The organism is Ruegeria sp. YTSC003, assembly GCF_059609785.1.
On sequence record NZ_JBXWMK010000005.1, the window covers coordinates 52,354 to 78,196 of the forward strand.

General features: G+C 58.6%; 32 protein-coding genes. 17 read left to right on the top strand and 15 right to left on the bottom strand.

Annotation, left to right across the window (positions count from 1 at the left end):
* Positions 1-3 precede the first annotated feature (3 nt).
* The 8 genes from bluB to AC2FFH_RS11195 form a co-directional block, all read right to left on the bottom strand.
* Positions 4-639 (bottom strand): 5,6-dimethylbenzimidazole synthase, encoded by a 636-nt coding sequence (gene bluB / locus AC2FFH_RS11160; RefSeq protein WP_496767246.1) that lies wholly within the window; start codon positions 637-639, stop codon positions 4-6.
* 12 nt (positions 640-651) lie between these two features.
* Positions 652-1,041: a 30S ribosomal protein S16 gene (gene rpsP, locus AC2FFH_RS11165; RefSeq protein ID WP_170561254.1), complete on the bottom strand. Its 390-nt coding sequence runs from the start codon at positions 1,039-1,041 to the stop codon at positions 652-654.
* 42 nt (positions 1,042-1,083) lie between these two features.
* The gene (locus tag AC2FFH_RS11170) at positions 1,084-1,380 is read right to left on the bottom strand and encodes a chorismate mutase (RefSeq protein ID WP_170561253.1); all 297 of its coding nucleotides are present in this window, start codon (positions 1,378-1,380) and stop codon (positions 1,084-1,086) included.
* Positions 1,377-1,928, bottom strand: a complete 552-nt coding sequence (locus AC2FFH_RS11175; RefSeq protein ID WP_496767243.1) for a GNAT family N-acetyltransferase — start codon at positions 1,926-1,928, stop codon at positions 1,377-1,379. The genes AC2FFH_RS11170 and AC2FFH_RS11175 overlap by 4 nt, the downstream gene beginning before the upstream one ends.
* Positions 1,925-2,476 carry a GNAT family N-acetyltransferase gene (locus tag AC2FFH_RS11180; protein ID WP_496767241.1) on the bottom strand — a complete coding sequence of 184 codons (552 nt, stop codon included), beginning with the start codon at positions 2,474-2,476 and terminating at the stop codon, positions 1,925-1,927. The genes AC2FFH_RS11175 and AC2FFH_RS11180 overlap by 4 nt, the downstream gene beginning before the upstream one ends.
* On the bottom strand, positions 2,473-2,985 hold the full coding sequence (locus AC2FFH_RS11185; RefSeq protein WP_496844422.1) for a GNAT family N-acetyltransferase: 513 nt from the start codon (positions 2,983-2,985) through the stop codon (positions 2,473-2,475). Before AC2FFH_RS11185 ends, AC2FFH_RS11180 begins: the two co-directional genes overlap by 4 nt.
* 41 nt (positions 2,986-3,026) lie before the next feature.
* The gene (gene ffh / locus AC2FFH_RS11190; RefSeq protein ID WP_496767238.1) at positions 3,027-4,532 is read right to left on the bottom strand and encodes a signal recognition particle protein; all 1,506 of its coding nucleotides are present in this window, start codon (positions 4,530-4,532) and stop codon (positions 3,027-3,029) included.
* A 161-nt stretch (positions 4,533-4,693) separates the two neighbouring features.
* The gene (locus tag AC2FFH_RS11195; RefSeq protein ID WP_496767236.1) at positions 4,694-5,212 is read right to left on the bottom strand and encodes a hypothetical protein; all 519 of its coding nucleotides are present in this window, start codon (positions 5,210-5,212) and stop codon (positions 4,694-4,696) included.
* Positions 5,213-5,301: 89 nt separating this feature from the next.
* On the opposite strand from AC2FFH_RS11195, the gene AC2FFH_RS11200 reads away from it, so the two are divergent.
* On the top strand, positions 5,302-5,832 hold the full coding sequence (locus AC2FFH_RS11200; RefSeq protein ID WP_496767234.1) for a prolyl-tRNA synthetase associated domain-containing protein: 531 nt from the start codon (positions 5,302-5,304) through the stop codon (positions 5,830-5,832).
* Here AC2FFH_RS11200 and AC2FFH_RS11205 read toward each other — a convergent pair whose 3' ends face one another.
* Together AC2FFH_RS11205 and AC2FFH_RS11210 are read right to left on the bottom strand one after the other, a co-directional pair.
* Positions 5,833-6,573, bottom strand: coding sequence for an aspartate/glutamate racemase family protein (locus AC2FFH_RS11205; protein WP_496780166.1), 741 nt, complete (start codon positions 6,571-6,573; stop codon positions 5,833-5,835). It abuts the gene before it with no gap.
* A 71-nt stretch (positions 6,574-6,644) separates the two neighbouring features.
* Positions 6,645-7,226, bottom strand: a complete 582-nt coding sequence (locus AC2FFH_RS11210; RefSeq protein WP_496767230.1) for an FMN-dependent NADH-azoreductase — start codon at positions 7,224-7,226, stop codon at positions 6,645-6,647.
* Positions 7,227-7,344: 118 nt separating this feature from the next.
* Between AC2FFH_RS11210 and AC2FFH_RS11215 the strand changes: the two genes are divergently transcribed.
* The 4 genes from AC2FFH_RS11215 (at position 7,345) to AC2FFH_RS11230 (ending at position 9,995) form a co-directional block, all read left to right on the top strand.
* Positions 7,345-8,223, top strand: a complete 879-nt coding sequence (locus AC2FFH_RS11215; RefSeq protein WP_058273318.1) for a LysR family transcriptional regulator — start codon at positions 7,345-7,347, stop codon at positions 8,221-8,223.
* On the top strand, positions 8,220-9,134 hold the full coding sequence (locus AC2FFH_RS11220; RefSeq protein ID WP_496780162.1) for a DMT family transporter: 915 nt from the start codon (positions 8,220-8,222) through the stop codon (positions 9,132-9,134). The genes AC2FFH_RS11215 and AC2FFH_RS11220 overlap by 4 nt, the downstream gene beginning before the upstream one ends.
* 62 nt (positions 9,135-9,196) lie before the next feature.
* Positions 9,197-9,475, top strand: a complete 279-nt coding sequence (locus AC2FFH_RS11225) for a hypothetical protein (protein WP_496767227.1) — start codon at positions 9,197-9,199, stop codon at positions 9,473-9,475.
* A gap of 106 nt (positions 9,476-9,581) precedes the next feature.
* Positions 9,582-9,995 carry a universal stress protein gene (locus AC2FFH_RS11230; protein WP_496767225.1) on the top strand — a complete coding sequence of 138 codons (414 nt, stop codon included), beginning with the start codon at positions 9,582-9,584 and terminating at the stop codon, positions 9,993-9,995.
* A gap of 2 nt (positions 9,996-9,997) precedes the next feature.
* Here AC2FFH_RS11230 and AC2FFH_RS11235 read toward each other — a convergent pair whose 3' ends face one another.
* Entirely contained in the window at positions 9,998-10,333 is a 336-nt protein-coding gene (locus tag AC2FFH_RS11235) for an ArsR/SmtB family transcription factor (RefSeq protein WP_058273314.1), read from the bottom strand.
* Positions 10,334-10,564: 231 nt separating this feature from the next.
* Between AC2FFH_RS11235 and AC2FFH_RS11240 the strand changes: the two genes are divergently transcribed.
* The 7 genes from AC2FFH_RS11240 to AC2FFH_RS11270 all read left to right on the top strand — a co-directional run bounded on the left by AC2FFH_RS11240 (position 10,565) and on the right by AC2FFH_RS11270 (position 15,050).
* Positions 10,565-10,897: an AtpZ/AtpI family protein gene (locus tag AC2FFH_RS11240; RefSeq protein WP_058273313.1), complete on the top strand. Its 333-nt coding sequence runs from the start codon at positions 10,565-10,567 to the stop codon at positions 10,895-10,897.
* A 2-nt stretch (positions 10,898-10,899) separates the two neighbouring features.
* Positions 10,900-11,658 (top strand): F0F1 ATP synthase subunit A, encoded by a 759-nt coding sequence (locus tag AC2FFH_RS11245; protein ID WP_058278975.1) that lies wholly within the window; start codon positions 10,900-10,902, stop codon positions 11,656-11,658.
* Positions 11,659-11,706: 48 nt separating this feature from the next.
* Complete coding sequence (locus AC2FFH_RS11250) at positions 11,707-11,931, top strand: F0F1 ATP synthase subunit C (protein ID WP_005981269.1); 225 nt, start codon at positions 11,707-11,709, stop codon at positions 11,929-11,931.
* Between the two features lie 86 nt (positions 11,932-12,017).
* A complete protein-coding gene (locus tag AC2FFH_RS11255; RefSeq protein ID WP_496767222.1) occupies positions 12,018-12,569 on the top strand; it encodes a F0F1 ATP synthase subunit B' in 552 nt (183 codons plus the stop codon).
* Positions 12,570-12,574: 5 nt separating this feature from the next.
* The gene (locus tag AC2FFH_RS11260) at positions 12,575-13,135 is read left to right on the top strand and encodes a F0F1 ATP synthase subunit B (RefSeq protein ID WP_496767220.1); all 561 of its coding nucleotides are present in this window, start codon (positions 12,575-12,577) and stop codon (positions 13,133-13,135) included.
* Positions 13,136-13,403: 268 nt separating this feature from the next.
* Entirely contained in the window at positions 13,404-14,264 is an 861-nt protein-coding gene (locus AC2FFH_RS11265; RefSeq protein WP_496844423.1) for a hypothetical protein, read from the top strand.
* 3 nt (positions 14,265-14,267) lie between these two features.
* Positions 14,268-15,050 carry a class I SAM-dependent methyltransferase gene (locus tag AC2FFH_RS11270; RefSeq protein ID WP_496767217.1) on the top strand — a complete coding sequence of 261 codons (783 nt, stop codon included), beginning with the start codon at positions 14,268-14,270 and terminating at the stop codon, positions 15,048-15,050.
* Between the two features lie 3 nt (positions 15,051-15,053).
* Here AC2FFH_RS11270 and AC2FFH_RS11275 read toward each other — a convergent pair whose 3' ends face one another.
* Positions 15,054-15,824 (bottom strand): FCD domain-containing protein, encoded by a 771-nt coding sequence (locus AC2FFH_RS11275; protein ID WP_496844424.1) that lies wholly within the window; start codon positions 15,822-15,824, stop codon positions 15,054-15,056.
* A 155-nt stretch (positions 15,825-15,979) separates the two neighbouring features.
* Between AC2FFH_RS11275 and AC2FFH_RS11280 the strand changes: the two genes are divergently transcribed.
* The 5 genes from AC2FFH_RS11280 to AC2FFH_RS11300 all read left to right on the top strand — a co-directional run bounded on the left by AC2FFH_RS11280 (position 15,980) and on the right by AC2FFH_RS11300 (position 22,598).
* Complete coding sequence (locus AC2FFH_RS11280; RefSeq protein ID WP_282153165.1) at positions 15,980-17,179, top strand: aminotransferase-like domain-containing protein; 1,200 nt, start codon at positions 15,980-15,982, stop codon at positions 17,177-17,179.
* A 45-nt stretch (positions 17,180-17,224) separates the two neighbouring features.
* Positions 17,225-17,620, top strand: a complete 396-nt coding sequence (locus tag AC2FFH_RS11285; protein WP_282153166.1) for a hypothetical protein — start codon at positions 17,225-17,227, stop codon at positions 17,618-17,620.
* 139 nt (positions 17,621-17,759) lie between these two features.
* Positions 17,760-21,215, top strand: a complete 3,456-nt coding sequence (locus AC2FFH_RS11290) for a chromosome segregation SMC family protein (protein WP_496844425.1) — start codon at positions 17,760-17,762, stop codon at positions 21,213-21,215.
* 54 nt (positions 21,216-21,269) lie between these two features.
* Positions 21,270-21,620: a hypothetical protein gene (locus AC2FFH_RS11295; RefSeq protein WP_496844426.1), complete on the top strand. Its 351-nt coding sequence runs from the start codon at positions 21,270-21,272 to the stop codon at positions 21,618-21,620.
* A 180-nt stretch (positions 21,621-21,800) separates the two neighbouring features.
* A complete protein-coding gene (locus AC2FFH_RS11300; protein ID WP_496844427.1) occupies positions 21,801-22,598 on the top strand; it encodes a class II glutamine amidotransferase in 798 nt (265 codons plus the stop codon).
* Positions 22,599-22,650: 52 nt separating this feature from the next.
* Here the strand turns inward: AC2FFH_RS11300 and AC2FFH_RS11305 are convergent, their stop codons facing one another.
* From AC2FFH_RS11305 to AC2FFH_RS11315, 3 genes are read right to left on the bottom strand one after another with little or no spacing between them, the layout of a single operon-like run.
* Positions 22,651-23,814 (bottom strand): lytic murein transglycosylase, encoded by a 1,164-nt coding sequence (locus AC2FFH_RS11305; protein ID WP_496844428.1) that lies wholly within the window; start codon positions 23,812-23,814, stop codon positions 22,651-22,653.
* An 11-nt stretch (positions 23,815-23,825) separates the two neighbouring features.
* Positions 23,826-24,746 carry an adenosylcobinamide-phosphate synthase CbiB gene (gene cbiB, locus AC2FFH_RS11310; RefSeq protein ID WP_496844429.1) on the bottom strand — a complete coding sequence of 307 codons (921 nt, stop codon included), beginning with the start codon at positions 24,744-24,746 and terminating at the stop codon, positions 23,826-23,828.
* On the bottom strand, positions 24,743-25,708 hold the full coding sequence (locus AC2FFH_RS11315; RefSeq protein WP_496844430.1) for a threonine-phosphate decarboxylase: 966 nt from the start codon (positions 25,706-25,708) through the stop codon (positions 24,743-24,745). The genes cbiB and AC2FFH_RS11315 overlap by 4 nt, the downstream gene beginning before the upstream one ends.
* Between the last annotated feature and the right edge of the window lie 135 nt (positions 25,709-25,843).

Genomic DNA, 25,843 nt, shown 5'->3' on the forward strand with positions numbered 1-25,843 from the left:
GCCTTACCGCGTTTCGATATGCAACCGGGCGCTGCGCTGTTCCCAGCCGGCACGCTCAAGTTCGGGTCTTTCAGACATTTCTTCCGGCCAGCCCACACAGTAGTAGCCTACCAGAGACCAATCGTCAGGCACAGCCAGATCGCGTTTCATCCGTTCGGGATCAAGGATCGAGACCCAACCCAGACCCAACCCCTCGGCCCGCAAAGCGAGCCAAAACAAGGTGATTGCGGCTACAACAGAATAGCGGCGCATCTCGGGCATCGTGCCCGCGCCCAGCCCCAGACCTTTGTTGGTCGTCTCGTCTGAGAAAACAGCCAGCTGAACAGGCGCTTCCTGCATGCCGGACAGCTTCAGGCGGCTGTATTTCAGCGCCTTGTCACCCGAGTATCCCGCAAGGGCTTTTTCGTTGGCGTTTTGGAAATTCTCCAGCGCTGCGGCACGCGCCGCTTCGCTTTCGACGCGAATGACGCGCCAGGGTTCGCTCAGCCCCACTGAAGGGGCCAGTCGAAATGTGTCGAGGCAGCGCGTCAGCACCGCCTCGTCCACGGGATCGGTGCGGAACCGGCGCACATCGCGCCGGAGCCGCATCAACAGTTCGAACTGCGTGCGAAAATCGTCGGTGAAGTCCTGATCCTGCACGCGCCGACCTGCTTACTCTTCTGCTGCTGCTTCTTCAGCCGGCGCAGCAGCCGCTTCGGCAGCTTCAGCAGCCTTTGCAGCTTTTTCTTCTGCGCGTTCCTGAGCTTTCTTGCCCGGGGTGCCCTTGTTGGGGTTGTTGCGCTCGGCCTTGTCGCGGGTGCCGGCAGCTTCCAGCATCCGTGCGATACGGTCGGTGGGCTGTGCGCCCTGGTCCAGCCAGTACTGAACGCGCTCCATGTTCATTTTCACGCGCTCTTCGCTGTCTTTGGGCAGCAGCGGGTTGTAGGTGCCCAGCTTTTCGATGAAGCGACCATCGCGGGGCATACGGCTGTCAGCCGCTACGATGCGATAGAAAGGACGCTTTTTCGAGCCGCCGCGGGCGAGACGAATTTTCATTGCCATGGTGGTATCTCCTTTGAATGGCGTATCCGGTGGTTCACCGGTTTAGTTCTGGTGTTTCTTGTGGTGTCGGATGACTTCCTGAATGATGAAATTCAGAAAAGCCTTGGCGAAATCGGGGTCCAGATCGGCTTCTTTCGCCAGTTCTTCTAACCGTGCGATCTGCGCGGCCTCGCGCGAAGGATCGGACGGGGGAAGTTCGTGTTCGGCCTTGAGCTTGCCAACGGCCTGGGTGTGCTTGAACCGCTCGCCCAACGTGTAGACAAGGATCGCGTCCAGCCGATCAATGCTTTCGCGATGCTCTTTCAGCAACGTCGCAGCCCGTGTCACAGGGTTGTTCATTGGCCGGTCCTCTCAGCGGTCAAAGCGGTGTCGGAAATGTCGATTATCGGGTGCCGCCAAACCTGGCAGCGTTCGCCGACAACCTCGCCTTCGCGCTCATAAGTGGCACCAAGACGTTCGGCTAATGCGCGCGAGCGGTCATTCGCGTGGGCGATGTATGAGATCGGACCGTTCACCCCCTGGTGATGGGCGGCATAGGCGCGGGCAGCCATCGCAGCTTCGTATGCAAGGCCCTTGCCTTCGAAGCCGTCGAAAACGACCCAACCTAATTCCGGCTCATCCCAGCCCGGGGCATTGATGATCCCGGTCCAGCCTGCAAACGCGCCGCTTGCCTTTTCAACGATGTGCCAACCGCCGTAACCCATGATGGCCCAGTGCCCGAACCGGCCCAAAAGCGACCGCCATGCCTCCAGCGGCGTTTTTGGTCCACCGACCATACGGCTGCGGTCCGACGCGAAGAAGGTTGTCATCGCGGGCAGATCACCCTCTTGTGGTGCCCGCAGGATCAGGTTTTCTGTTTCAACGGTGGGGATGGTGTACGACGTCATGCGTAGGCCTCGATCCCGCCATTCACCAGATCGGCCGGCGCAGGGTGCCGCCAGACCTGCATTGTACCGAAACCCGGGTGTTCGTAGGTATAATCAAACTGCGCGCCCAGCCTTTCGGCCACGGCCTTGCTGCCCAGATTGTCCGGATCGATCAGAGAAATCGCCGTTTCCCACCCCAGCACATCATAGGCATGCGCACGCGCGGCCAGAGCGGCCTCGGTCGCGTAACCTTTGCCGGTGGCGTTATTCATCAACGTCCAGCCGATTTCGGGCTCGGGCCAACTGTGTGGGAACCACAGGCCCACATGGCCGACATAGGTGCCGGTGCCCTTTTCTTCGACGCCCCAGAACCCATATCCGCGCATGGCCCAGTGACCCAGCAGCATCGCCATTGCGCGCCAAGTTTCGTCCGGGCGTTTTGGGCCGCCGACGAATTTTGAGGCATCGCTGGCAAAGAACTCGGCCTCGGCTGCGAAGTCAGCTTCGCAGGGGGCACGCATGATCAGGCGCTCGGTTTCCAGCGTCGGGATCGCCATGGAAAGTGTCATGCCTGCACCTCGCCATAGCGCCAGACATGTTGGTCTGCGCCAAAGGCGCTCTCAGCCATGGCGTCACGGGACGCACCAAGGCGTTGAGCCAGCGCATTCGAGCGGACGTTGGATGCCGATACATAGCTGACGAACTGGCCGGACCCGAGCAGGTCAAAACCGAAGTCGCGAACGGCAGTGCAGGCCTCAATGGCGTAGCCTTGCTTGCGGTATTCGGTGCTGAAAACATAGCCAAGCTCGGGTTCTTGATCGTCCCATTCCAAGCCCAGAATGACGAAGCCAATGACCTGACCGCCATCTTTCAGGGTGACCGAGAACAGGCCATGACCATGCAGAAGCCAGCCGGAGGTATAGTAGGAAAACTCGGTCCAGGCTTCTTGCTCAGTGTCGCCAAAGCTTTCTGCACAGACTGACGTCCACACCGGCAGGTCGTCCAAAGTGGGCGCACGCAGGACCAGCCGCCGGGTCTGAATGACCGGCAAGGCCGCGCGATATTGCGCTGCTGCCATCGCCGCCTTTCCGGACGGGGGCTGGGTGCAGCGTGCTGGCGTCACTTTTTCTTTCCGAAACCGCTCAGACCCGGAGGCAGAGCCATGCCGCCGCCCATGCCAGGCATACCGGGCATCTTGCCGCCCATCGCCTTGGCGGCCTGTTCCAGCGCTTTGGGATCCATACCCGCGGCCATGTCCTCGGGCGAGGGTCCGCCTTTGCCGAACATGCCTTTCATGGCCTGTTTCAGCATCTTGCCTTTGCCCATTTTGCCCATCTTCTTCATCATGTCGGACATCTGCCGGTGCATCTTGAGCAGCTTGTTGAGGTCGCTGACCTCTATGCCCGAACCGGCGGCGATGCGTTTCTTACGGCTCGCTTGCAGCAGTTGCGGGTTGGCGCGTTCGCGTTTGGTCATGGACTGGATCATGGCGATCTGGCGTTTGAGCACCTTGTCATCCATGCCTGCTTCTTCGACTTGCTTGGCCATTTTGCCCATGCCGGGCATCATGCCCATCATGCCCTGCATGCCGCCCATCTGGATCATCTGTTCCAGCTGCATTTTCAGGTCGTTCATGTTGAACTGACCTTTGACCATGCGCTTCATCATGCGCTCGGTCTGTTCCATCTCCATCGTTTCCTGGGCTTTTTCGACCAGGGCAACGATGTCGCCCATGCCCAGAATACGACCGGCGATACGGTCCGGCTCGAAGGTTTCGAGCGCGTCCATCTTCTCACCCAGACCGACAAAGCGGATCGGCTTGCCAGTGACCGCACGCATCGACAGCGCCGCACCACCGCGCCCGTCGCCGTCCATCCGGGTCAGGACCACGCCGGAGATGCCGACTTTGGCGTCGAACTCTTCGGCGACTTCAACAGCGACCTGACCGGTCAGGCCGTCGACGACCAGCAGGGTCTCGCGCGGATCAACCGCGTTTCGGACCTGCTCGACCTCGTCCATCAGGACTTCGTCGATATGCAGACGGCCAGCGGTATCCAGCATGTAGACGTCATAGCCGCCCAGCGTGGCCTGCTGCTTTGCGCGCTTGGCGATATCAACGGGCTTCTGGCCCGGCACAATCGGCAGGGTGTCAACGCCAACCTGCGTGCCCAGAACGGCCAACTGATCCATCGCGGCCGGGCGATAGACGTCGAGCGAGGCCATCAGGACCTTTTTGCCCTCTTTCTCTTTCAGGCGCTTCGCCAGCTTACCGGTTGTGGTCGTCTTACCCGAGCCCTGGAGGCCGACCATCAGGATCGGGGCAGGAGGGTTGTCGATCTTCAGCGCACCTGGATCTTCTTCACCGCGCAGGGTGTCGACCAACGCGTCATGCACGATCTTGACGACCTGCTGTCCGGGGGTAATCGACTTGGTCACCGCCTGACCCGTGGCCTGATCCTGCACTTTCTTGACGAATTCTCGAGCTACCGGCAGCGAGACATCTGCCTCAAGCAGCGCAACCCGAACCTCACGCAGAGCGGTTTTGACGTCCTCTTCGGACAGGGCACCCTGTTTGGTCAGCCGGTCAAAGACGCCAGAAAGGCGTTCGGATAGATTTTCAAACATGCCTTCGGCCTCCTATGCCGGTTATCTGGTGGCGTGCCCTAGATAGGATGCGCCGGTTAAATGCACAAACGCCCCCACGGGCGTAACACGCTGGTGGGGGGCGATCCCTGAACGACTCAAGGGACCGGAAGATCAGACGCTTCCGGATGTTGGGTTGGGCTTTAGGCCGATCGGCTGGCAGAGTCAACCTTGCGCGCAGGAAGCCAGTCATTGACCGCATCAACCAGCCGATGCGCACCCCGACCATTTGAGAATGCCTCGACGATGGGATGCCGGCCCTCGCTCATTCCCTTGTCCAATATTAGCACAGGCCGATATCGGGTGGATGTCCCCTTATTGCTTCTCGATGCCGTGCTTTCGATCTCCGCATGGGACAAGTTTGCAAGCAAATGCTCGACGGTATCATAGCCAAAGACGGACTGCCTGCGGATCATTATTTTGTCTTTGTTCCGGTCCAAGATAACCTGAACGCGGCGCACAAAGGCGCAGAAGGCCCCAAGACCCATCCCACCGCCGAATAGGGCAAAGAAGATGCCGAACAAGATGCCCTCACCGCCCTCACTGACCATGAACAGGCCCGCGCCGACAAAAGCCAGAATGAAGAAGACCAGCGTGATGCCGATAAACCATGGCGTATCGGACAAGATCAGTTGGTTCGGAGAATTGCGCGTGACTTTCATGGCGGCACGCTAGCATCGATTTTCAGGCCTGTCGTGGCTTGAATCTGTCAGCGCATTGCGCGATTAGCGCCTCAAACGAGGAGGTACCCATGGATGCGTCATCCGCTTTTCAAGACACGCTGCCGATCAGTTCAGACGCGCTGTTGCAGCGGCTGGATGACGGGGGGCTGAGCTATCGTCTGCACACGCATATCCCCCTGCGCACGGTTGAGGATGCCAAAGGCGTTGAAGAGCAATTCCTGGTACCAGGCGAAAACACCTTGCGCCTCAAGAACCTGTACCTGCGCGACAAGAAAAAGCGAAACTATCTGGTGACGCTGGAACAAAGCCGCGAGATTGATCTTAAGGCGTTGGGCACAGAGCTGGGGATCGGTAATCTGTCGTTTGGATCGGCGGATCGGCTGTTTCAGAACCTTGGCATCCGCCCCGGCGCGGTCAGTCCGCTGGCCATGATCAACGGGGCGTCAAACGATGTGCGGTTCTTCATGGACGCCGCCGCGCAAACGGCGGACGTCATCTATATGCATCCATTGGTAAATGACCGGACTGTCGCCATGACACGCGATGACCTGATGGCATTCTTCGATCAGATCGGATGCGAGATCACCTGGCTGCCGTGATCAATCGCTCAGCGCCTCTTCGAGGGTTGCGGCGACATGGGCGGCGGACGGATTGACGAACAGGTGGCCGTCAGCTTCAAAAACAGGGTCATCCAGGTGGTCGGGAAAGGCCAGCGGCAGTTCGGTGCACGCCAGCAAGATCGCGGTTCCCGGCTTTGCGTGCCTGTCGCAGAATGTTAGTAAACGAGCGCGCGCCGTGTCTGATGCGCCGCCGTAGAAGTCACTGTCGATCATAGCCTGCATCTCGGCAATTTCCGTTTCGGGCAAGCGATCATTTGCAGTGATCCCTTCAGCGGCCAATCGGTCTGAATAATTGCTGGCCTGCATGGTCACTGTCGTTCCCAGAACCAGGGCTGTGGACGCCTTGGCAGATGCCGTGGCCTCAGCCGTTGCATCGAAAATGCTGAGAATGGGCATGGTGATACCTTGCCGGATCGCATGCAGCCGCGCGTGCGGAGTGTTCGAGGCGATGATGCCAAAGTCGCAGCCCGCGTTTTCAAGTGTTAACAGCGCCTCGCGAAACACCGCGTCGAACCCGGACCAACTGGCCTCGTCTCCGGCGGTTCCCCGCAGGGCGCGTGTTTTGGCCTGCGTAACGGATTCGATTGTCATGGGCGGGATCGGCAGGGGCGAGCTGTGGCCGCGATTGGCAAAGTGCCTGCTGGCCCCTTCTGCGATCGCTCGGTAATAATCCACGGTCGAGGCCCAGCCCACACCGCCCAGAATGCCGATTTTCTTCATGATGAACGCCCAGTCTGCAAATCTCGCTTAAGGCAGACTGGACGTTTCACAAGGTAAAGGCCAGAGGTGGATCAAGCGGCGAGTTGAGTTACCGCTTTTTGGGCATTCGCCAACGCGGCGTCCGCATCCAGCGCCATCTTGTCAGCCGCAATCACGTCGACGTCGTGGATGCCGATGAATCCTAGAACGTGCTTGGCATAGTTGGTGGCAAAGTCGATCTCAGACCCTACCTCGGTGCCGCCGGACGCGATCGCCAGCACGGCGCGCTTACCTTCCAGCAGGCCTTTGGGGCCGGTTTCCGAATAGGCAAAGGTCAGACCCACGCGGGCGACAAGGTCGATCCAGGCCTTGAAGGCCGCAGGCACCGAGAAATTGTAGATCGGCAGCCCGATGACAATGGTGTCGGCGTTTTGCAGCTCGCCAACCAACTCGTCGGACAGGGCCAACAGATCGCGTTGAACCTCGTCACGTTGATCGGCGGGGGTGAAGTTGGCGTTGATCCAGTCTTCGGTCAGCAGGGGCAGGGGGCTGGCAAGATCGCGGCGGATAATGCGTCCGGCGCCAAGGTGCCCGATAATCTGGCCGGAAAGGTCACGGGTGGCGGATCCGGTGCGGCGGGCCGAGGCGTCGATATGCAGGATGGTCTTGGTCATGTCAGGGTTTCCTTTTTGGCGGGGAATCTGCTTCCGGTCCCAATATGAGTGTTGCGTCAGCGAACGAAACGCAGATATACCAACAGGTATTGTTGGATTTTGCACAGTAGGCTTGAGCATGGATAATTGGGACGAAGTCAAAACCGCGTATCAGGTCGCTCGGATGGGCACCGTCAGCGGCGCGGCCGAAATCTTGGGCGTTCACCATGCCACCGTGATCCGCCATATCGACGCGATCGAAGCGCGGCTGGGCGTTAAGCTGTTCCAGCGCCACGCCCGTGGCTATACCCCAACCGATGCCGGAGAGGACCTTCTGCGCGTGGCTCAGGCCACCGAAGATCAGTTCAATCAGTTGGTGGGCCGAATGAAAGGGCGTGGCGATGATGTGTCGGGCGAATTGGTTGTGACGTCTCTGGCCTCGCTGGCGCCCTTGGTCGTTCCCGCCCTGTCCGAGTTTCAATCAATGCACCCGGGTCTGATTGTACGTTACCTGACCGGGGACCGCTTGTTCCGCCTGGAATACGGCGAGGCGCATGTGGCCATCCGTGCGGGTGCCGCCCCGGACCAACCTGACAATGTTGTGCAGCCGTTTATCGAACAGGAGGTCGGCTTGTTTGCCAGCAAGTCATATATCGAACGCCGAGGCAAACCAGCGAGCATTGACGAATTTGCAGACCACTTGTTTGTCGGCACGGACGATGAAAACAGCCGCGCTCCGTTTTCCAAGTGGTTGCGTGCCACTGTCCCGGCCGAGGCCATCGCATTCCGCTGTACCAACAATTTCTGCTTGCGCGAGGCGGTTCTGGCCGGGGCAGGGATTGGTTTCATGGCGCGGTGGGAGGCATCGCGCGATCCGGAGTTGGTCGAAGTTATTGAGCCATTGCCCGAATGGTTCGGCAAACTTTGGCTGGTGACCCATGTCGATCTGCATCGCACGACCAAAGTGCAGGCCTTCCTATCGTTCCTTAAGAAAGAATCCAAAGGTTGGCTCTCGTGACACCGCAGGGGCGTGGTCATTTGGCAATGATCACATTCACTCTGCTGGTGGCGGGTAGTTTCTCGTTGGGATCGATTGTTGCCAACCAGATTGCACCGTTGGCGATTACAGCCGGGCGGTTTCTGATTGCGGCCGTCATCATCGGCATTGCGGCGCTTGCCACCACCGGGTTGCCGCGCAGCGCTGCGCACGCGCCGTGGCGATACGCTGTTTTGGGCGGGCTGTTCGCCACTTACTTTGTTCTTATGTTCTACGGCCTGAAAACCGCCGATCCGGTCAGCACATCCGCGGTCTTCACCCTGACGCCGATCATGTCGGCCATCGCCGGATGGGTTCTGCTGCGCCAGATCACCACGCCGCGCATGGCTTTTGCCCTGACGGTGGGGGCTACCGGGGCTTTGTGGGTTATCTTTCGCGCCGATTGGCAGTCCTTTCGCGCCTTCGAGATCGGTGGCGGAGAGATCATCTTTTTCTGGGGCTGCATGGCGCATGCAATCTACACGCCGATGGTGCGTAAATTGAACCGGGGCGAGCCCGCAGTCGTGTTTACATTTGGAACACTGGTTGCTGGTTGTGTGATCCTGACGGTGGTCGGCTGGTCAGACATCCGTGCAACCGATTGGGCGAACCTGCCGCTGATCGTCTGGGTCAGTCTGCTGTATCTTTCTATCTTCGCAACGGCCTCCAGTTTCGTTCTGGTCCAGTTTGCAGCGCTACGCCTGCCGTCGGCCAAGGTTATGGCCTACACTTATCTGATCCCCAGCTGGGTGATCCTGTGGGAGATCGCGCTTGGGCGGCCTGCGCCAACCGTCATGGTGCTGGTCGGTGTCGTTTTAACCGCGATCGCGCTTGTTCTGCTGCTCAAAAGCGAAGAGCAACCTGCGAAAGACACTGCGCCGGTCTCGGAATGACCCTTGTCTTTTGGCCGTAATCTAACAACCCTCGGGTCTGATGAACCATCCCGGAGGGAATGATGAAGCAAGCTATTCTATTTGTCGTCGGTGCGATGTTATCCGCCTGTACGCAAGGAGGGGGGCAGGGGTCGTCGGAGACCGACCTTCAAGGCAGTTGTGAGGCGCTGGTATCGGCTGAGACGGGTGTTCAGGCCGCTGACGTCAACGCGATTTCGACTGAATCGGTACCGACCGGAACAATCACGACAATTGAGGTCACTGGCGCTCAGGCACCGTGGTTGTGTCTTGCGGATGCAACGGGTGTGATCATCGGCGTCGAGTATAGTCAGGAAGGCTAGCTGGGAACCGGCCGAACCGGATGAAATGGTCGGAGTCATCTACATGAGACAGATCAAAGTGCTCTATTCCTGAGCCCGCTAACATCGGCGGCAGGAGGAAGATGCCATGTTTAATCACATTATGATCCCGGTCGATATTCATCTGCCGCCGGAAATTCGCAAAGCTCTGGATGTCGCGGCGCAAATGGCGAGATGGCAAAACGCCCGGATCACGATCGTCAGCGTGACCGGAACCCAGCCGGGCGACGTCACGCATTCAGACGCGGAGATCAGCGTCGAGCTGCAAGCCATTGTGGATCAACTTACCGAGCAGAGTGGCTCCGAGGTTTCAGCGCGCAACATCCACTCGGTAGATGTAGCTGCAGAGGTCGACGGTGATTTGACCCGCGCCGCTGAAGAGATTGGGGCCGACCTAATCGTCGTTGGGACGCACGCACCGCGCATCACGGACCACATCTTTTCCAGCCATGCCGGATATCTGGCCAAACACGCCAAAGTATCGGTGTTTGTAGTTAGATAGATCTAGGGATCGTCTGTTGCGGGCAGTTCGACTTCCAAAAATCGTTCAAACGCATCCAGATTGACCGGTTCGAACTGACCGAACCCCTGCATCCAGACGGATGCCGCGCGCAGCGCATCCGGTTCCAGCTTACACCACTTCACCCGCCCGCGCTTTTCCTGGCTGATCAACCCGGCCTTGGTCAGGATGATCAGATGTTTCGAGATCGCGGCCAGCGACATCTCGAACGGGTCGGCGACGTCGGTGACGGCCATGTCATCCTCAAGCAGCATCGCAAGGATGGCGCGGCGGGTCGGGTCGGCGAGGGCCGCGAAAACGGTATCGAGGTCATTGGACATGCTATCGCTCAATCACAGCGCCCGGTTTTGGTCAACCATTTGGTTGAATATACGAATTGAGTGGTTTTTACGCACGCCGATGGATCGGGACATTTTAATGGTGCTTCAATTACATGAATAAATTGCGTAAATTCAATTACTTAACCTGCGGAAAGTCAGACATTTAACACCGTTGACTCTGTGCCTTGCGCCCCTTAGCACCCTACCCAAGACTGTGCGAGGGAATTGCCCGTGACCGATGATGACCAAAAGCAGCGTATGGCGCAGCTGGAGGCCAAGATCACAGCGGCGAAAAAGGCCAAAGCGCCAAAGCCTCGTGCGGATGCTGACGTGTCCGGGGGCGAGCTTGCCTGGAGGATGGTCATCGAAATGGTTTCCGGTCTTGGGATCGGATTTGGCATCGGATACGGGCTGGACAGCCTGCTCGGGACAATCCCGATCTTTCTGGTGCTGTTCACATTGCTGGGCCTTGTCGCGGGCGTGAAGGTTATGCTCCGCAGCGCGAAAGAGGTTCAGGAGAAACAAGCGGCTGCTGAGGCGGCCGATAAGGACGAGAGGGACTGAACGTGGCAACTGAGACCACCGCAGCAGAAGGCAGCAGCCTGGTTTTCCATCCGATGGATCAGTTCATCGTTAAACCGCTTTTCGGTGACGGTGCGATTGCGTGGTACACGCCGACCAACGTGACTCTGTGGTTGTTTCTGGCTATTGCGGCGATCTTTGCCCTGCTGGTTCTCAGCACCTCGAAACGTGCCATTGTTCCGACCCGAATGCAGTCTGTTGCTGAGTTGGCCTATGGCTTCATCTACAAGATGCTGGAAGACATTTGCGGTAAAGAAGGCGTGAAGTACTTCCCCTATGTCATGACCCTGTTCATGTTCATCGTCTGCGCGAACTTCCTGGGCATGTTGCCCATGTCTTTCACCACCACGTCGCATTTCGCCGTGACCATCCCGCTGGCGCTGGCTGTGTTCCTGACCGTAACCGTTCTGGGTTTCGTCAAGAACGGCGCAAGCTTCCTAGGTCTGTTCTGGGTGTCCAGCGCACCGCTGGCACTGCGCCCTGTCCTGGCGATCATCGAGCTGATCTCGTACTTCGTGCGTCCGGTCAGCCACTCCATTCGTCTTGCCGGTAACGTCATGGCAGGCCACGCGGTTATCAAGGTTTTCGCAGGCTTTGCCGCGATTGCCGTGATCTCACCGGTGTCCGTTCTGGCGATCACCGCAATGTACGGCCTCGAGGTCCTCGTGTCCTTTATTCAGGCCTACGTATTCACCATTCTGACCTGTGTTTACCTGAAAGATGCGCTGCATCCTTCGCACTAAGGTCCGATACCCAAACATCGAAACTTCCAATTCGTAAGGAGAAACATCATGGAAGGCGATCTCGCACACATCGGCGCAGGCCTGGCAGCAATCGGTTCCGGCGCAGCCGCAATCGGGGTGGGCAACGTAGCAGGCAACTTCCTGGCCGGCGCCCTGCGCAACCCTTCGGCGGCTGCTTCGCAGACCGCAACCCTGTTCATCGGTATCGCATTCGCAGAAGCCCTGGGGATCTTTGCATTCCTGGTCTCGCTGCTGCTGATGTTCGCCGTCTAATCTGCGGAACCTGATCCTTACGCGCAGGTGGGTCCAAGCCATAGCGGCCCACCTGTTGTAAAGACAACGTTCCGACGGAGGACATCATGGCGACTGAACCCCTTGCCAAAGAAGTAGCTGGCACCTGCGTCGACGCCTACGGCTCGGCCATCGGTATGCCGCAGCTCTGCTTCGATTGGTTTCCCAACCAGATTTTCTGGCTGGTCATCACGCTGGTCGTCATCTTTCTGGTCCTGTCTCGCGTGGCCTTGCCCCGCATCGCGGCAATCCTGGCGGAACGTCAGGGGACCATTACAAATGACCTGGCTGCGGCCGAAGATCTGAAGGCCAAAGCGGTCGAGGCTGAAGAGGCCTACAACAAGGCGCTGGCCGATGCCCGTTCTGAGGCACAGCGTATCGCAGCGGAAGCCCGCGCTGAAATTCAGTCTGGTCTGGATGACGCGATTGCCAAGGCAGACGCGGAAATCGCTGCAAAGGCGGCTGAATCGGAAAAGGCAATTGCCGATATCCGAGCCGGCGCGCTGGAAAGCATTCAAGTGGTTGCCAAGGACACGGCAGCTGAACTGGTCACAGCTCTGGGCGGCGAGGCGGATGCCAAAGCCATCGACAGTGCAATTGACGCGCAGACGAAAGGATAAGTGACATGCGGAATACTCTTGCCCTTATCCTGACCGTCGGCACCGCCAGCCCCGCGCTGGCCGCAAGTGGCCCGTTCTTCTCGCTTGGCAACACCGACTTTGTGGTCCTTCTGGGCTTCATCGTTTTCATCGCGGTCCTGTTCTACTTCAAGGTTCCAGGCATGATTGGTGGCGCGCTGGACAACCGCGCCGACGGCATCAAATCCGAACTGGATGAAGCCCGCGCCCTGCATGAAGAGGCACGCAGCCTGTTGGCCTCGTACGAGCGCAAGCAGCGTGAAGTGCAGACCCAAGCGGATGCCATCGTGGCTGCAGCCAAAGAAGATGCTATTCTGGCGGCAGAACAGGCAAAGGTCGATTTGGAGAAATCCATCGCCCGCCGTCTGGCAGCAGCTCAGGACCAGATCGCTTCTGCTGAGGCGTCAGCTGTCAAGGAAGTCCGTGATCAGGCCATCACCGTTGCGGTATCGGCTGCCAACGCAGTTCTGGCCAAGCAGATGACGGCCGCACAGGCGAACAAACTGATCGACGCAGCGATTGCGGATGTTGGTGACAAACTGCACTGACACCGACAGATAGCAGACGAGTAACAGAAGTGACCCGGAAGCCGCATGCTTTCGGGTCATTTGTTTTCTACAGGGACGACGCGCGATCCTAGTCTAGTCACTTGTGCAGCGGATCCGAATTGTGATTTGACGGATGCGAAGGCGTTGTTTGGGCGTTTTATGACAGAGCCATAGTGCGTCTACCTTCCTTTCCGGAGGCTCTGGGATTGCACAGAACAAGGTCGGATGAAGTAGAAAACTGAAATCCGGAAACAGGAAAAGAGTGACCGTGCCAGCCACAGACAACACAGTTTCCATGAACATTGTCGGCGCGGTGCGTAACGGGGGTTCGGCTCTGAAAGAAACGATCCATCGGATCGAAGACCTGTCGAAACGGGTAGGGCAATACTCGGTCATCATTGCCACCAATGACAATACCGATGACACCGATCAGATCCTGTCTGAATACGCGAACCAGATTACCGAGGTTCAGATCATTCGGCTGGATGGTGTGATCTCGGACATTTCTGAACGTGTCGAGCGTATCACCGCTGCTCGAAATTCTATACTTGAAACTCTCGAAAAGAATGGTCGTGACAACCACCTGACTCTGATACTGGATTTAGACGGGCCGAACATCTGTCTGAATCCCGAAGCTGTTTTAGCAGCGGCCAAGCGTTCGGATATTCAGTGGGAAGCGGTTTTTGCAAACTCGAGGCCTGCCTACTACGACCTATATGCCTTGCGCTGCCGGGGGTGGTGCGAACAGGATGTCTGGCAACAGATACACAACGCGCGTAAACCTCTGTTTGGTAAACGAAAATGGCGTCGAAACCTATTGAAGACTATGATCCATGACCGTCAGTTTCATATTCCAGAAGATTGCCAACTTATACCTGTCGACAGCGCATTTGCGGGCGCCGGCCTTTATAAAACTCAGGCGTTACGAGGCTTGAGATATAAATGCCGAGATGAGGAGGACCGGCTGGTCTGTGAACATGTCCTGTTTCATCAGGAAATGCGTACACGAGGTGCCAGGCTCTATATCGACCCGGCGTTGATGACTATCGCGCCGCAAGAACATCTTGGTGAAGGCAGCGGAGCACCATTTCCACCGAACCTACAAGACCTTTCGAGCGGAGCAACGTGATCAATGCCCTATTCTCCAATCACCGGGCAACTTGGAGTGTTGCTTTTTGAAAGCGAAGTGATCGGGCGGCACCCGGCAAAGTACTTTCTGGATGAAAGCTGCGGTTTTATCTGGGTGGAAAACCCGACATGGCTGGAAGAAGCGTATAGCGATGCCATCGCGTTGACGGATACAGGGATCGTCGCCCGAAACCTGTCGAACCTGCGCCGTGTTTCAACAGCCATGCGTGCGAATGGTCTTGCAGATGCCCGTGGGATCGACATCGGCGGAGGCTATGGGCTGTTTGTTCGCGGCCTAAGGGACATTGGACTGAATTTTCACTGGTCCGACCCCTATGCAGAAAACCTGTTGGCGCGTGGGTTCGACGCGGATGATGGAACATATGCAGTTGCGACGGCCTTTGAAGTTCTTGAACATTTGCCGGATCCGCTTTCGCACTTAAAAGAGGCGCGCAAGAAATTTGGTTTCGAAACGCTCTTTTTTTCGGCGACTTGCTTCGATCCAAGGGATCTACCGCCGCGCGACTGGTGGTACTGGGCTTTTGAGACGGGCCAGCACATCAGCTTTTTCTCAGAGCAAAGCCTGGATTATATGGCTGAGCAGTTGGAGATGCGGAAAGTCCACCTCCGAGGAGACCTTTATGCCTTCACTGCGCTGGACAGCCTCACGTGGCCCAGCCGGTGGCAGCAATGGAGAATTCTAAAAGCGTTCCGCCGCGCCAGCCTGACGCAACAGGACTATGAAGACATGAAGCAACGCGTAAAGTCGATGCAACTCAAACGTTGACGATCATAGTGTGCCTGCCTCGTGCTGAAGGCGTTGCTGAGCGATTTCTTCGTTTCTTTCTGCTTTTTGCTGATCGGCCATGCAGCGTTCAACAAAGCTTAGATGTTCTTGAACCGCATGTCTGGCCGCAGCCGGGTCGCGTGTCTGAAGCGCCGTGTTGATGGCGCGGTGCTGGTCCAGAATTGCTTCGCGCGTTGTTTGCTGGTGGAACATCATCTGGCGGTTATAGAACACGCCTTGCCGCAACAGATCGAACATTGACCGCATCATATGCAACATGACCACATTATGGCTGGCCTCGATGATAGCCATGTGGAATTGCGCGTCCAGCTGCGCCTCATCTTCGGTCGCATTGCTGGTATGGGCGGCTTCCATCTTTGCAAAAATCGTCTGTACCACCTTCAGGTCGCTGTCCGACCCCAACCGGGCCGCGCGCTCGGCGGCCAACCCTTCCATGTCGCGCCGGAATGAGAGGTAATCGAACACCGCCTCGTCATGGCTGCCGAACAGCCGGATCAGCGCCGGGGAGAAGGCTGAGCCCAGAACCTCGGCCACATAGATCCCGGATCCTGCTTTTGCTGTCAGCAACCCTTGGCTTTGCAGGTCTGCGATCGCGTCGCGCAGGGACGGCCGGGATACGCCCAGCCGCTCGGCCAATTCGCGTTCGGCGGGCAGACGTTCGCCGGGGCGCAGTATGCCGCGCAGTATCAGCAGTTCAATCTGGCGAACTACCGCGATTGAAAGCTTTTCGGTCTGAACTTTTTGAAAAGGCATGCGGGCGTCATTCCGGAAATTGGTCAAATGATATGACCACGGATGGCGGCGAGGTTCAAGAATGCGGGGTCACGTGGTCTATAATATTAGGTCAGCATTGTTGACTTTATGATGTTCCTCTCTACGCTGGCCGTGACTGAGAGCGGAGGAGACTCATGTCTACGCACGAATTGTTCGCCACGCGGGCATCCCGGATGAAAGCGTCTGAGATACGCGAATTGTTAAAGCTGTTGGATCAGCCGGGGATCATCTCTTTTGCAGGCGGCATCCCCGATCCCGCGTTGTTTCCAGCCGAAGGGTTCGCGGCCGCCTTTCAAGCTGCGTTGGGGCCTGACCAGCAGGCTCAGGCGCTACAATATTCCGTCAGCGAAGGTTACGTCCCGCTGCGGGAATGGCTCGTCGACCACATGCGTTCAATCGGAGTGGAATGCGGGCTTGAGAACATCCTGATCACGTCAGGCTCGCAGCAGGCATTGGATTATCTGGGTAAACTCTATCTGTCGCCGGGCGATACTGCGCTGGTCGGATGGCCGACCTACCTGGGCGCATTGGCTGCATTCAATGCTTATGAACCACGTTTTGACCGGCTCAGCATCAATGGCAACCGGGGCGCGGCAGAATACGCGGCGTTAGCGGGCGAAGGCGCGGTCAAATTTGCCTATCTCTCGCCCGATTTCGCCAACCCGACAGGCGAAACCGTGGATCTGCGGGGGCGGGAAGCGCTGCTGGATCTGGCGGATGAGTTGAACTGTGCGGTGATCGAGGATGGCGCCTATCAGGCCCTGCGTTATGACGGTAATGCCATCCCCCCGGTTCTGGCACTGGAATTGGCGTGCAAAGGGTCGATTGAGGATTGCCGCACGATCTATTGTGGAAGCTTTTCGAAAACCTTGTCTCCGGGGTTGCGGGTTGGTTGGGTCGTGGCGGCAAAGCCAGTGATTTCTCAATTGGTGTTGATGAAACAGGCTGCCGATCTGCATTCGGCAACCATCAACCAGATGGCCATTGACCAGGTGGCACGGGTTTGTTTCGACACGCATATCCCGATGTTGCGTCGTGTCTACGGTGCCCGTCGCGACGCCATGTTGCAGGCGTTGCAGGACCATATGCCCGATGGCGTGCAGTGGACCAAGCCGGAAGGTGGCATGTTCGTGTGGTTGACATTGCCGGTCGGTACAAACGGGGCCGAACTGTTGGCCCGGGCGTTGGACACGGTCAAAGTCGCCTTTGTCCCGGGTGGAGCCTTTTTCCCGGACGGCAGCGGGACCAACACGATCCGGTTGAGTTTCTCGAACTCGGATGAGGATACGATCCGCGAAGGTATTCGCCGATTGGGTGAGGTTTTGCGCGCCTGATCGGCGGAAAGGTTTTGTTAACCTTGATGCTGCAATGCTGCGGGCATGATCCGGTATCTGTCCCTCCTAGTGCTGGCCGCTTGTTCGGCTGGCACGCCCCACTTTCGCGATGTGCCTGCGACCCGCGTTGCGGTGAATGGCAGTGTGTTTGACGTGCGGGTCCGCGATCAACTGGCCGAGGCTGTACGCATCAACTCTCAATATGCTCCGCGTCTTGACCCCATTCGAGACCGGGCCGCACTGGCTATGGCACAGGTGTCGGGTTGCCCGTTGTTGGATGTTCTGGGCGACGCTGCGGTCACCGTGGGCATTCTAGGTTGTGACCGGGAATTGGGGGAAAAGCTGATTCTCGGCAGCCTTCTTCGCGGTCCCTATGAATGTATCGACTATGGCTACTACGAAGACTATGGCTATCAGGTTTTTGAGTGCGCTTCTTACTGAGATACGCGCTTTTTTGCGTATTTTGGCAAGATATTGTGGATAACTTGGCGTGAAATCCCATATCCTGCGTTACTCCGTTGACTCACCCCCAATGGGTTGCGCAGACTTCCAGATATAGGAATCATGGGACGAGCGGCCTTTGCGGTTCAGCAAACTTAAACTCACCGGCTTCAAAAGCTTTGTTGACCCGACCGATCTGATTATCGCGGATGGGTTGACCGGTGTGGTGGGCCCAAATGGCTGCGGCAAGTCCAATCTTCTGGAAGCGTTGCGTTGGGTAATGGGCGAAAACCGCCCCAAATCCATGCGCGGTGGCGCGATGGAGGATGTGATCTTTGCCGGGGCCGCAACGCGTCCGGCCCGAAATTTTGCCGAAGTTGTCCTGACGATGGATAACTCGGAACGTTTGGCGCCTTCGGGGTTCAATGACAGCGATCAGTTGGAAATTGTGCGTCGCATCACCCGCGATGTCGGCAGCGCTTACAAGACCAACGGCAAAGATGTTCGGGCGCGCGATGTCCAGATGCTTTTTGCCGATGCCTCGACCGGCGCGCATTCACCTGCACTGGTGGGGCAGAACCGCATTGCCGAGCTGATCAACGCCAAGCCCCGCGCGCGTCGCAGCATTCTGGAAGAGGCGGCCGGTATCTCGGGCCTTTATCAGCGCCGCCACGAGGCGGAGCTTAAGCTGAAGGGCACCGAATCCAACCTGACCCGTGTGGATGACGTTCTTGAACAGCTTGGCACCCAATTGGCGCAGCTTGCGCGTCAGGCCCGTCAGGCCTCGCGGTACCGTGAGATTGGGGAGCAACTACGGCAGGCTGAAGGCATGCTGCTCTATCGCCGCTGGAAAGAGGCCGACATGGCCCGCCAGCAAGCCGAGGACGTGCTGCGCGAGCGGATCACCGAAGCTTCCCGTGCCGAGGCCGAAGCGCGCGCAGCCAGCGCCAAGCGGTCTGAAATCGAGGAAACTCTGCCACCGTTGCGCGAGGAGGAGGCAATCGCCGCCGCCGTCTTGCAACGTCAGCAGGTGCAGCGTGATCAGCTGGCTGATCAAGAAACCCGCGCGCGTCAGACGATCGAGACGCTGGCCAACCGAATTCAGCAGTTGGCCAACGATATCGAACGCGAAACCGGCCTGAACAGGGACGCGGGCCAGATGATCGAGCGTCTGGAATGGGAAGCACGCGAACTGGCCAAAGCGGCAGAAGGGCATGACGACAAAGTGGCTAAGGCCGCCGAGATCGCGCGCGAAGCCGCATCTGTGCTGCAGGATCGTGAAGATCACTTGTCGCAGGAAACCGAGGATATGGCGCGTCTTGTAGCCCGTCACCAGTCGGCGCAACGATTGGTCGAAGACAGCCGTAAGACACTGGCCCGGTCCGAGGGTGAGGAAGAGAAAGCCCGTGGTGCAGTAGACGAAGCCCGAGATGCTTTGACCCGCGCCAGCGAAGCATACGAACAAGCGCAGGAAGGCGAGGAAGAAGCGCGAGAGGCTGCAGAAGCCGCCGAAGAAGCGCTGGCCGCGGCAGATGAATTGCGCAACGAAACGCAGGCGCGCGAGGCCGAGGCGCGCGCGCAGCGGTCCGAGGCCGAGGGTGAACTGGGTGCAATCCGTGCCGAGACATCCGCCCTGGCCAAGCTGGTCGAACGGGATACGGCCGAAGGCGGGCAGGTTTTGGATCTGCTGCGGGTCGAGCCCGGTTATGAAAAGGCGCTGGGGGCGGCACTGGCTGACGACCTGCGTACACCGTTGGTCGATGCCGACGGACCGTCCGGCTGGGTCCAAGTTTCTGGCTATGATGCAGATCAGCCCTTGCCCGACGGGGCCGAACCATTGGCGTTGCATGTCTCGGGCCCAGACCGTCTGAGCCGCCGGATCGCTCAGATCGGGTTGGTTGATGCGGATCAGGGCGCGCAGCTGCAAGCCTCATTGAAGCCGGGGCAGCGTCTGGTGTCCCGTTCAGGTGACTTGTGGCGTTGGGATGGATTTCGGGCATGGGCCGAGGATGCGCCAAGCGCTGCAGCCTTGCGGTTGGAGCAGCTCAACAAGCTTGAAGCTCTGAAACAGGAACTTACCCGCGCCGAAGCGCAGGCTGATGGTGCCCGCGCCGCGCATGAAGCGCTGTCGCAGCAATTGGCGGACGTCACCGAAGCAGACCGCCGGGCCCGCGAAGCCCGCCGAGCAGCCGACCAGCGGATGGCGGAAACCGCGCGTCAGCTGAGCCGGGCCGAGGCCGACCGCAATCTGGCGCAGGGTAAGCTGGAAACTCTCGCCCTTGCTGTTGACCGGCACAAGGAAGATGCCATGTCAGCCCGCGCGCAACTGCGCGAGGCCGAGGGAGCGCTGGATGGTCTGGGTGATGTCGACAGCGCGCGCGCGCAGGTCGAGGACATCAAGCAAACGGTTGAGGCCGCAAGGATCACCATGCTGACCCATCGCTCATCCCATGATGAGCTGCGCCGCGAAGGCGAGGCGCGGACGCGGCGGGCTCAAGAAGTGACAAAGGACCTCAGTGGGTGGCGGCACCGGTTGGAGTCAGCAGAAAAACGTATCTCGGAATTGGTCGAGCGCAAGGAAAGCTCTGAGGGGGAACTGTCTGAGGCGATGGCCGCCCCGGGTGAGATCGCCGAGGCGCGTGAAGAACTGAACGAGTTGATCGAGACAGCCGAGGCCCGGCGCGCCGAGGCCGCCGACAAGCTTGCCGAGGCTGAGACGCAGCAGCGCGAGGTTGTGTTGGCCGAGCGTGAGGCTGAACGTTTGGCATCGGAAGCCCGCGAATCCCGCGCGGCGGCCGAGGCGCGCTGTGACGCAGCCAAGGAAGGCGTCGTGGCCGCCGCTGAGCGGATCGCTGAAGACCAGCAGCTGACGCCGAACCAGTTGCTGAACCAACTGGATGTAAACCCCGACCAGATGCCTGCCGCCGACGCGCTGGAGGCCGAAGTAAACCGCCACAAGCGTCAACGAGACGCAATGGGTGCGGTGAACCTGCGCGCCGAAGAAGACAGCAAAGAAGTTCAGGAAGAGTTTGACACACTGAACAGCGAAAAGGCCGATCTGGAAGAGGCGATCAAGGCCCTGCGCAGCGGCATCGCCAGTCTTAACCGCGAGGGTCGTGAGCGTCTGCTGACTGCGTTCGAGCAGGTGAATTCCAACTTCGCCATGTTGTTCAAGCATTTGTTCGGCGGTGGTGAGGCCAATCTGGTCATGGTCGAAAGCGATGATCCATTGGATGCCGGGCTCGAAATCATGTGCCAACCGCCAGGCAAGAAGCTGTCGACGCTTAGTCTGCTGTCGGGCGGGGAACAGACCCTGACCGCCACGGCGCTGATCTTTGGCGTCTTCCTCGCCAACCCCGCGCCGATCTGTGTGCTGGATGAGGTCGACGCGCCGCTGGACGATGCCAACGTCACCCGCTTTTGTGATTTGCTGGACGAAATGTGCCGCCAGACGGACACTCGGTTCCTGATCATCACCCACCACGCGGTGACCATGGCGCGGATGGATCGGTTGTTTGGCGTAACCATGCAGGAACAGGGCGTCAGTCAATTGGTTTCGGTCGATCTGAAAAAGGCCGAACAGATGGTCGCCTGATCGTTCACCGCAACGTTATGCCCCAATCGCCCGGTGGCGGGTTAAGGTGGCCGTATGACCCGATATCTGATCCTTGCCCTGTTGACTGCCAGCCCGGTTGTGGCGGCGGAATGGCCAACAAAACCCGGAGATGTCCCGCTTTCATCTGCCGAGCTGGACGCCCTCGCGGGGCGAACGCTGACCTTCTATGACGACGGACAGTCTAAGTTTTCGGCTGGTGGGGCTTATTCCTTTACCTACGCCAGCGGGGATTCCGCGTTTGGGACATATTCCATTGCCGACGACGGCAGTGTCTGCATCACGTATCGTAACGGGTTCAGCCGCTGCGATCTCTATGTACGCAGCGGTAAGCGCCTAGTTCTGATTGACGAGAAAGGCGACAGATACCCGGTCCGGCCTGAATGAGTTTGGTAGCCGCCTTGACGATCAGGCATCGAATCCAAGTAGGGCATTAGTTGATTTAAGATTCGCGTTCTGCGTTGTCATTTGATCGAAATATTGCCGAATGCTCGCGAAGAATGGTGAGTTTTCCTATCTGAGACGGTGGTATGCTCTCAAAAAATTCATACTCAATGGGGCTAACAGATGTGCCGATTTCTGGCTTGGGCAGGCGCAAAGCGTTATCTAGATGAATTGGTTCTGAACCAAGAGCAATCGCTTGTCATTCAGAGCCGAAATGCTCTGATCGGAAAGACGCCGATCAACGCAGATGGATTTGGCCTTGCCTGGTATTCCGAACGTGAGACGCCTTGTTTTTACAAGGACACTAACCCCGCCTGGTCGGATGCCAATCTTAAACAGCTAACGCATCACACCCGGTCGCATCTCTTTCTGGCCCATGTGCGGGCATCAACTGGTACTGCAACGTCGCGGAACAACTGCCACCCGTTTGGGGTTGGAAAATGGAGTTTTATGCATAATGGGCAGGCCGGAGGGCATGACCGTATCCGGCAGGAGTTGGACGGGATGATACCACCTGACCTCTACAGCCACCGGCTTGGCGCAACCGAAAGCGAAGCGATTTTCCTGATTGCCCATGGCGAAGGTCTGGATATCGATCCGATCGGCGCCATGGAGCGGGCAGTCCAACGTGTCGAAGATCTGTCACGACGCCGAGGTACGATGCCATATCTTCGCTTTGCCGCTTGTTGGTCGGACGGCGATCGCCTTTTTGCCGCCCGATATGCTTCGGACCGCTTTGCCCCAAGCCTCCACTACAAGGCGTGTAAGGATGGGTTCATTATTTCGTCCGAACCCTTGGACGCGAATAGCGGCGAATGGACTGAAATCCCTGCCAATACGGCGATTGAAACGCGGGGAAAGGCGTTGACTTCACACGCGTTTGAACCAAAAGCGCCGCATCACCACGTCGAGGTTGCATAACTCTGTGGTGTTGCGTCCGGATGCGTCCCGTCTGTGCGGGACGCATCGGGGCTCATAACTGGTTGAGCAAATCAGCTGTTGGCCACGCATCCGCGGGCAACCCCAGCCGTGCCTGTTCGGCCTGAACGGCAGCCCGTGTGCCCGCGCCCAGAATGCCGTCGATCTTGCCAACATCATAACCGCTTGCTTGTAGCTTGGTCTGCAACTGCTTCATCTGCGCGCCCGACAGGCCTTGTGGCGGGGAACCTGCGTCATAGATTTGGCCGCCCTCCAACCGCGTACCGAAATAGGCGGCGGTCAGGACATAAACAAAGCTCTGGTTCCATTCGAAATAGACGTCAAAGTTTGGGTAGGCCAAAAATGCAGGGCCGTTGCGACCCTGTGGTAGGATCAGCGACGCGGGCAGATTGGCCAGAGATCCGCTGCGCGCTTGAACGCCCATCGCCTGCCACTCAGATACGGACCGCGACTTGCCGGGGCCAGACAGGGACCAGTCCATCTGGGCGGGAACAGTTACCTCCTGCAGCCAGGGTTCACCCGGACGCCAGCCCAGATGCGACAGCATCTTGCCGCCCGACATCAGCGCATCCGGGGCTGAGGTTTTTAGCGAGACCTTGCCGTCGCCATCCCCGTCTACGCCGTTTTCCAGAATGTCGCGGGGCAACATCTGCACCATGCCGATCTCACCTGCCCAGGCACCAGTTGTGCGGTTGGGGTCAAAATCCCCTTGGCTATAGAGCTCGATGGCCGCAAAAACCTGTGGTCGGAACAACTCAGGTCGGCGGCAGTCATGCGCCAGAGTGACCAGAGCGTTGCGGGTGTTGAAGTCACCTTGTACCGCGCCATAGTCGGTCTCGAACGCCCAGAATGCCAGCAGTACACCGCGCGACACGCCATATTCCCGCTCAATCCGGTCAAACACCGTATCGTATTTGCGAGACATGGATTTGCCGCGATCTATCCGGTTCTGAGAGATCAGACGGCGTGAAAAATCGATGAACGGTATTTGGAATACGCCTTGCGCCCGATCCGCCCTTAGAACCGCGCTGTCCTGCTGAACACCTTTGAAAAAGCTGTTCACCGTGGATTTGTCGAACCCTTGTTGTACGGCCTCGGCCTTCAGGCCCTTCACGAAGGAATTGAACCCACCGCCACATTGGGCCAAGGCGGGAGCGGCGAGCAGGGTGGCGGCAATGATGCCGGAGAGAAAACGCATTTTTAGGTCCGTCAGAAAATGAAGCTTGCCCCAACCCACACCGACACGAGCCCCAGCGCAAGCCCCCAAACCCGCCAAAGCATGTCACATGCGCGGAAAACCTCCGGCGCGCCGATGTCACGTCGCGCATCACCGTTGACCCAAGCCAGATCGCGGACCTGACCATCATAGCTGCGCGGCCCGGCAAGGGCGACGTTCAGTGCGCGCGCCATGGCGGCCTCGGGCCAACCGGCATTGGGTGAGATATGGCGGCGCGCATCCGCTACCATTTCGGGCCAGCGCGTCCATTGACCGGATAGCGCAACGATCATCACGCAGGTCAAACGGGCGGGGATAAGGTTCAACACATCGTCCAGACGCGCAGCGGCCCAGCCGAAATCGCGGTACTTTTCTGATCGGTAGCCGATCATGCTGTCGGCCGTGTTGACCGCCTTGTAGATCAGCAATCCAGGCAGGCCCGCAACCAGAAACCAAAACGCGGGCGCAATCACTCCATCGCTGAGGTTTTCGGCAGCGCTCTCAATCGCAGATCGCGCGACCTGCGCCTCGGTCATGTCCCGCGTATCGCGCGAAACGATCATGCCGACTTTGGCGCAGCCCTCGGCCAATGAGATGCGCAGCCCGTCACCGACGTCGCGGACATGGATCACCAGTGACTTTTGTGCCAGTAGAATTGCGGCAAGGATGATTTCGATCACCGGCCCAAACAAGGTCAGCGCGCGGCCCAGAAACAATGCGCCAAAGACCAGCACCACCACGACTGCCACGCCTTTCAGGCGCCTATTCGTTCCGCGGTTCAGGCGCTGGTCCAGCCAGCCGATGGCGGTTCCAATTATCACTGCCGGATGACGAATGCGGGACCAGAGCCAATCCGGCTCTCCAAGCGCCGCGTCCAGACACATGGAGCAAACCAGCAGGAAAGCTGTGCTCACGACGCGTCCTCAAGCTGACTCCACCCGTCTGCGGGCGGCAAGCCAAGGCGGAGATAGGTGTTTGAGTAGGGGAATATGCGGCTCCAGATATGGGCGCGGGCGAGATTGGCCTGCCAAGCGGCGGCATCGTCGACGTCATAAAGGCGGAACAACGTAGTGCCCCCGACCAGTTTTGCCCCCTTGCCGGTCACGATCCGGTCTAGCTGTTCTGTCGCTGCCGCCAACTGCTGACGGGTTGCTTTGGCCCAGCCCGTGTCCCGCAGCGCCCGTTCCCCGATCCGAAGGGCAGGGCCAGAGACAGACCACGGCCCGGTCAAATCGTTCAGCTTTGTGATCAGGTCCGGGTGGCCAATTGCAAATCCCAGCCGTAGCCCGGCCAAGCCCCAGAACTTGCCGAAACTTTTCAACACGATCACACCGGGCTGCTCGGCCAGATGAATTAGGGATGCTTCAGGGCAAACGTCACAAAAACTCTCATCAATCACGGTCAGCGGGGCATCGGCGTTCTGTTCGGACCAGATACGTCCATCCGGATTATTCGGGTGCACAAGGACGCGCGCCTCGGCTGGACCGTTCGATTGAACTGTCCAACCTTGCGCGGAGAAAGCTGCCGCGTGTTCGTTGTAGGTAGGTGCTGTGATCTGAACCCGACCCGTCGCAGCAAGTGCAGGCATGCGGGCGATTACTGCTGAAGCGCCGGGCGCGGGCAGAATCGCTGCACCTTTGGGAACGGACCAGAACTGGCGTGCTGCGGCAGACAGCCGTTCGAACGCACCGTGATCCGGCAGCGCGGCCCAATCCGATGGGGTCAGTCCCGACACCGGATACGGGTGTGGGTTGATGCCGGTGGACAGGTCCAGCCAGTTGTCGCGTGCCCCGCCGAACCGGGCGATAGCACCGTCCAGTCCGCCGCCATGGTCGCGCGCGGCACGGGGGTTCAAATCTGCGTTTGGGCTTGCCATCGATGTTCTCGCCGGAATTGCGCGTTTGTTGTGCTTCAAGCGGATTTTCGCCGCTTACACAAGCAAATCCGCGTGATCGGCCCGGATGACCGGCACCATTAACACTTTGTTAAGGAATAAGCGTGATCACAAACC

Excerpts from the sequence above, each read along its gene's own strand:
- rpsP (WP_170561254.1), bottom strand. The coding sequence starts at position 1,041 with ATGGCAATGAAAATTCGTCTCGCCCGCGGCGGCTCGAAAAAGCGTCCT.
- AC2FFH_RS11170 (WP_170561253.1), bottom strand. The coding sequence starts at position 1,380 with ATGAACAACCCTGTGACACGGGCTGCGACGTTGCTGAAAGAGCATCGC.
- AC2FFH_RS11175 (WP_496767243.1), bottom strand. The coding sequence starts at position 1,928 with ATGACGTCGTACACCATCCCCACCGTTGAAACAGAAAACCTGATCCTG.
- AC2FFH_RS11180 (WP_496767241.1), bottom strand. The coding sequence starts at position 2,476 with ATGACACTTTCCATGGCGATCCCGACGCTGGAAACCGAGCGCCTGATC.
- AC2FFH_RS11185 (WP_496844422.1), bottom strand. The coding sequence starts at position 2,985 with ATGGCAGCAGCGCAATATCGCGCGGCCTTGCCGGTCATTCAGACCCGG.
- ffh (WP_496767238.1), bottom strand. The coding sequence starts at position 4,532 with ATGTTTGAAAATCTATCCGAACGCCTTTCTGGCGTCTTTGACCGGCTG.
- AC2FFH_RS11195 (WP_496767236.1), bottom strand. The coding sequence starts at position 5,212 with ATGAAAGTCACGCGCAATTCTCCGAACCAACTGATCTTGTCCGATACG.
- AC2FFH_RS11200 (WP_496767234.1), top strand. The coding sequence starts at position 5,302 with ATGGATGCGTCATCCGCTTTTCAAGACACGCTGCCGATCAGTTCAGAC.
- AC2FFH_RS11205 (WP_496780166.1), bottom strand. The coding sequence starts at position 6,573 with ATGAAGAAAATCGGCATTCTGGGCGGTGTGGGCTGGGCCTCGACCGTG.
- AC2FFH_RS11210 (WP_496767230.1), bottom strand. The coding sequence starts at position 7,226 with ATGACCAAGACCATCCTGCATATCGACGCCTCGGCCCGCCGCACCGGA.
- AC2FFH_RS11215 (WP_058273318.1), top strand. The coding sequence starts at position 7,345 with ATGGATAATTGGGACGAAGTCAAAACCGCGTATCAGGTCGCTCGGATG.
- AC2FFH_RS11225 (WP_496767227.1), top strand. The coding sequence starts at position 9,197 with ATGAAGCAAGCTATTCTATTTGTCGTCGGTGCGATGTTATCCGCCTGT.
- AC2FFH_RS11230 (WP_496767225.1), top strand. The coding sequence starts at position 9,582 with ATGTTTAATCACATTATGATCCCGGTCGATATTCATCTGCCGCCGGAA.
- AC2FFH_RS11235 (WP_058273314.1), bottom strand. The coding sequence starts at position 10,333 with ATGTCCAATGACCTCGATACCGTTTTCGCGGCCCTCGCCGACCCGACC.
- AC2FFH_RS11250 (WP_005981269.1), top strand. The coding sequence starts at position 11,707 with ATGGAAGGCGATCTCGCACACATCGGCGCAGGCCTGGCAGCAATCGGT.
- AC2FFH_RS11255 (WP_496767222.1), top strand. The coding sequence starts at position 12,018 with ATGGCGACTGAACCCCTTGCCAAAGAAGTAGCTGGCACCTGCGTCGAC.
- AC2FFH_RS11260 (WP_496767220.1), top strand. The coding sequence starts at position 12,575 with ATGCGGAATACTCTTGCCCTTATCCTGACCGTCGGCACCGCCAGCCCC.
- AC2FFH_RS11270 (WP_496767217.1), top strand. The coding sequence starts at position 14,268 with ATGCCCTATTCTCCAATCACCGGGCAACTTGGAGTGTTGCTTTTTGAA.
- AC2FFH_RS11275 (WP_496844424.1), bottom strand. The coding sequence starts at position 15,824 with ATGCCTTTTCAAAAAGTTCAGACCGAAAAGCTTTCAATCGCGGTAGTT.
- AC2FFH_RS11280 (WP_282153165.1), top strand. The coding sequence starts at position 15,980 with ATGTCTACGCACGAATTGTTCGCCACGCGGGCATCCCGGATGAAAGCG.
- AC2FFH_RS11285 (WP_282153166.1), top strand. The coding sequence starts at position 17,225 with ATGATCCGGTATCTGTCCCTCCTAGTGCTGGCCGCTTGTTCGGCTGGC.
- AC2FFH_RS11295 (WP_496844426.1), top strand. The coding sequence starts at position 21,270 with ATGACCCGATATCTGATCCTTGCCCTGTTGACTGCCAGCCCGGTTGTG.
- AC2FFH_RS11300 (WP_496844427.1), top strand. The coding sequence starts at position 21,801 with ATGTGCCGATTTCTGGCTTGGGCAGGCGCAAAGCGTTATCTAGATGAA.
- AC2FFH_RS11305 (WP_496844428.1), bottom strand. The coding sequence starts at position 23,814 with ATGCGTTTTCTCTCCGGCATCATTGCCGCCACCCTGCTCGCCGCTCCC.
- AC2FFH_RS11315 (WP_496844430.1), bottom strand. The coding sequence starts at position 25,708 with ATGGCAAGCCCAAACGCAGATTTGAACCCCCGTGCCGCGCGCGACCAT.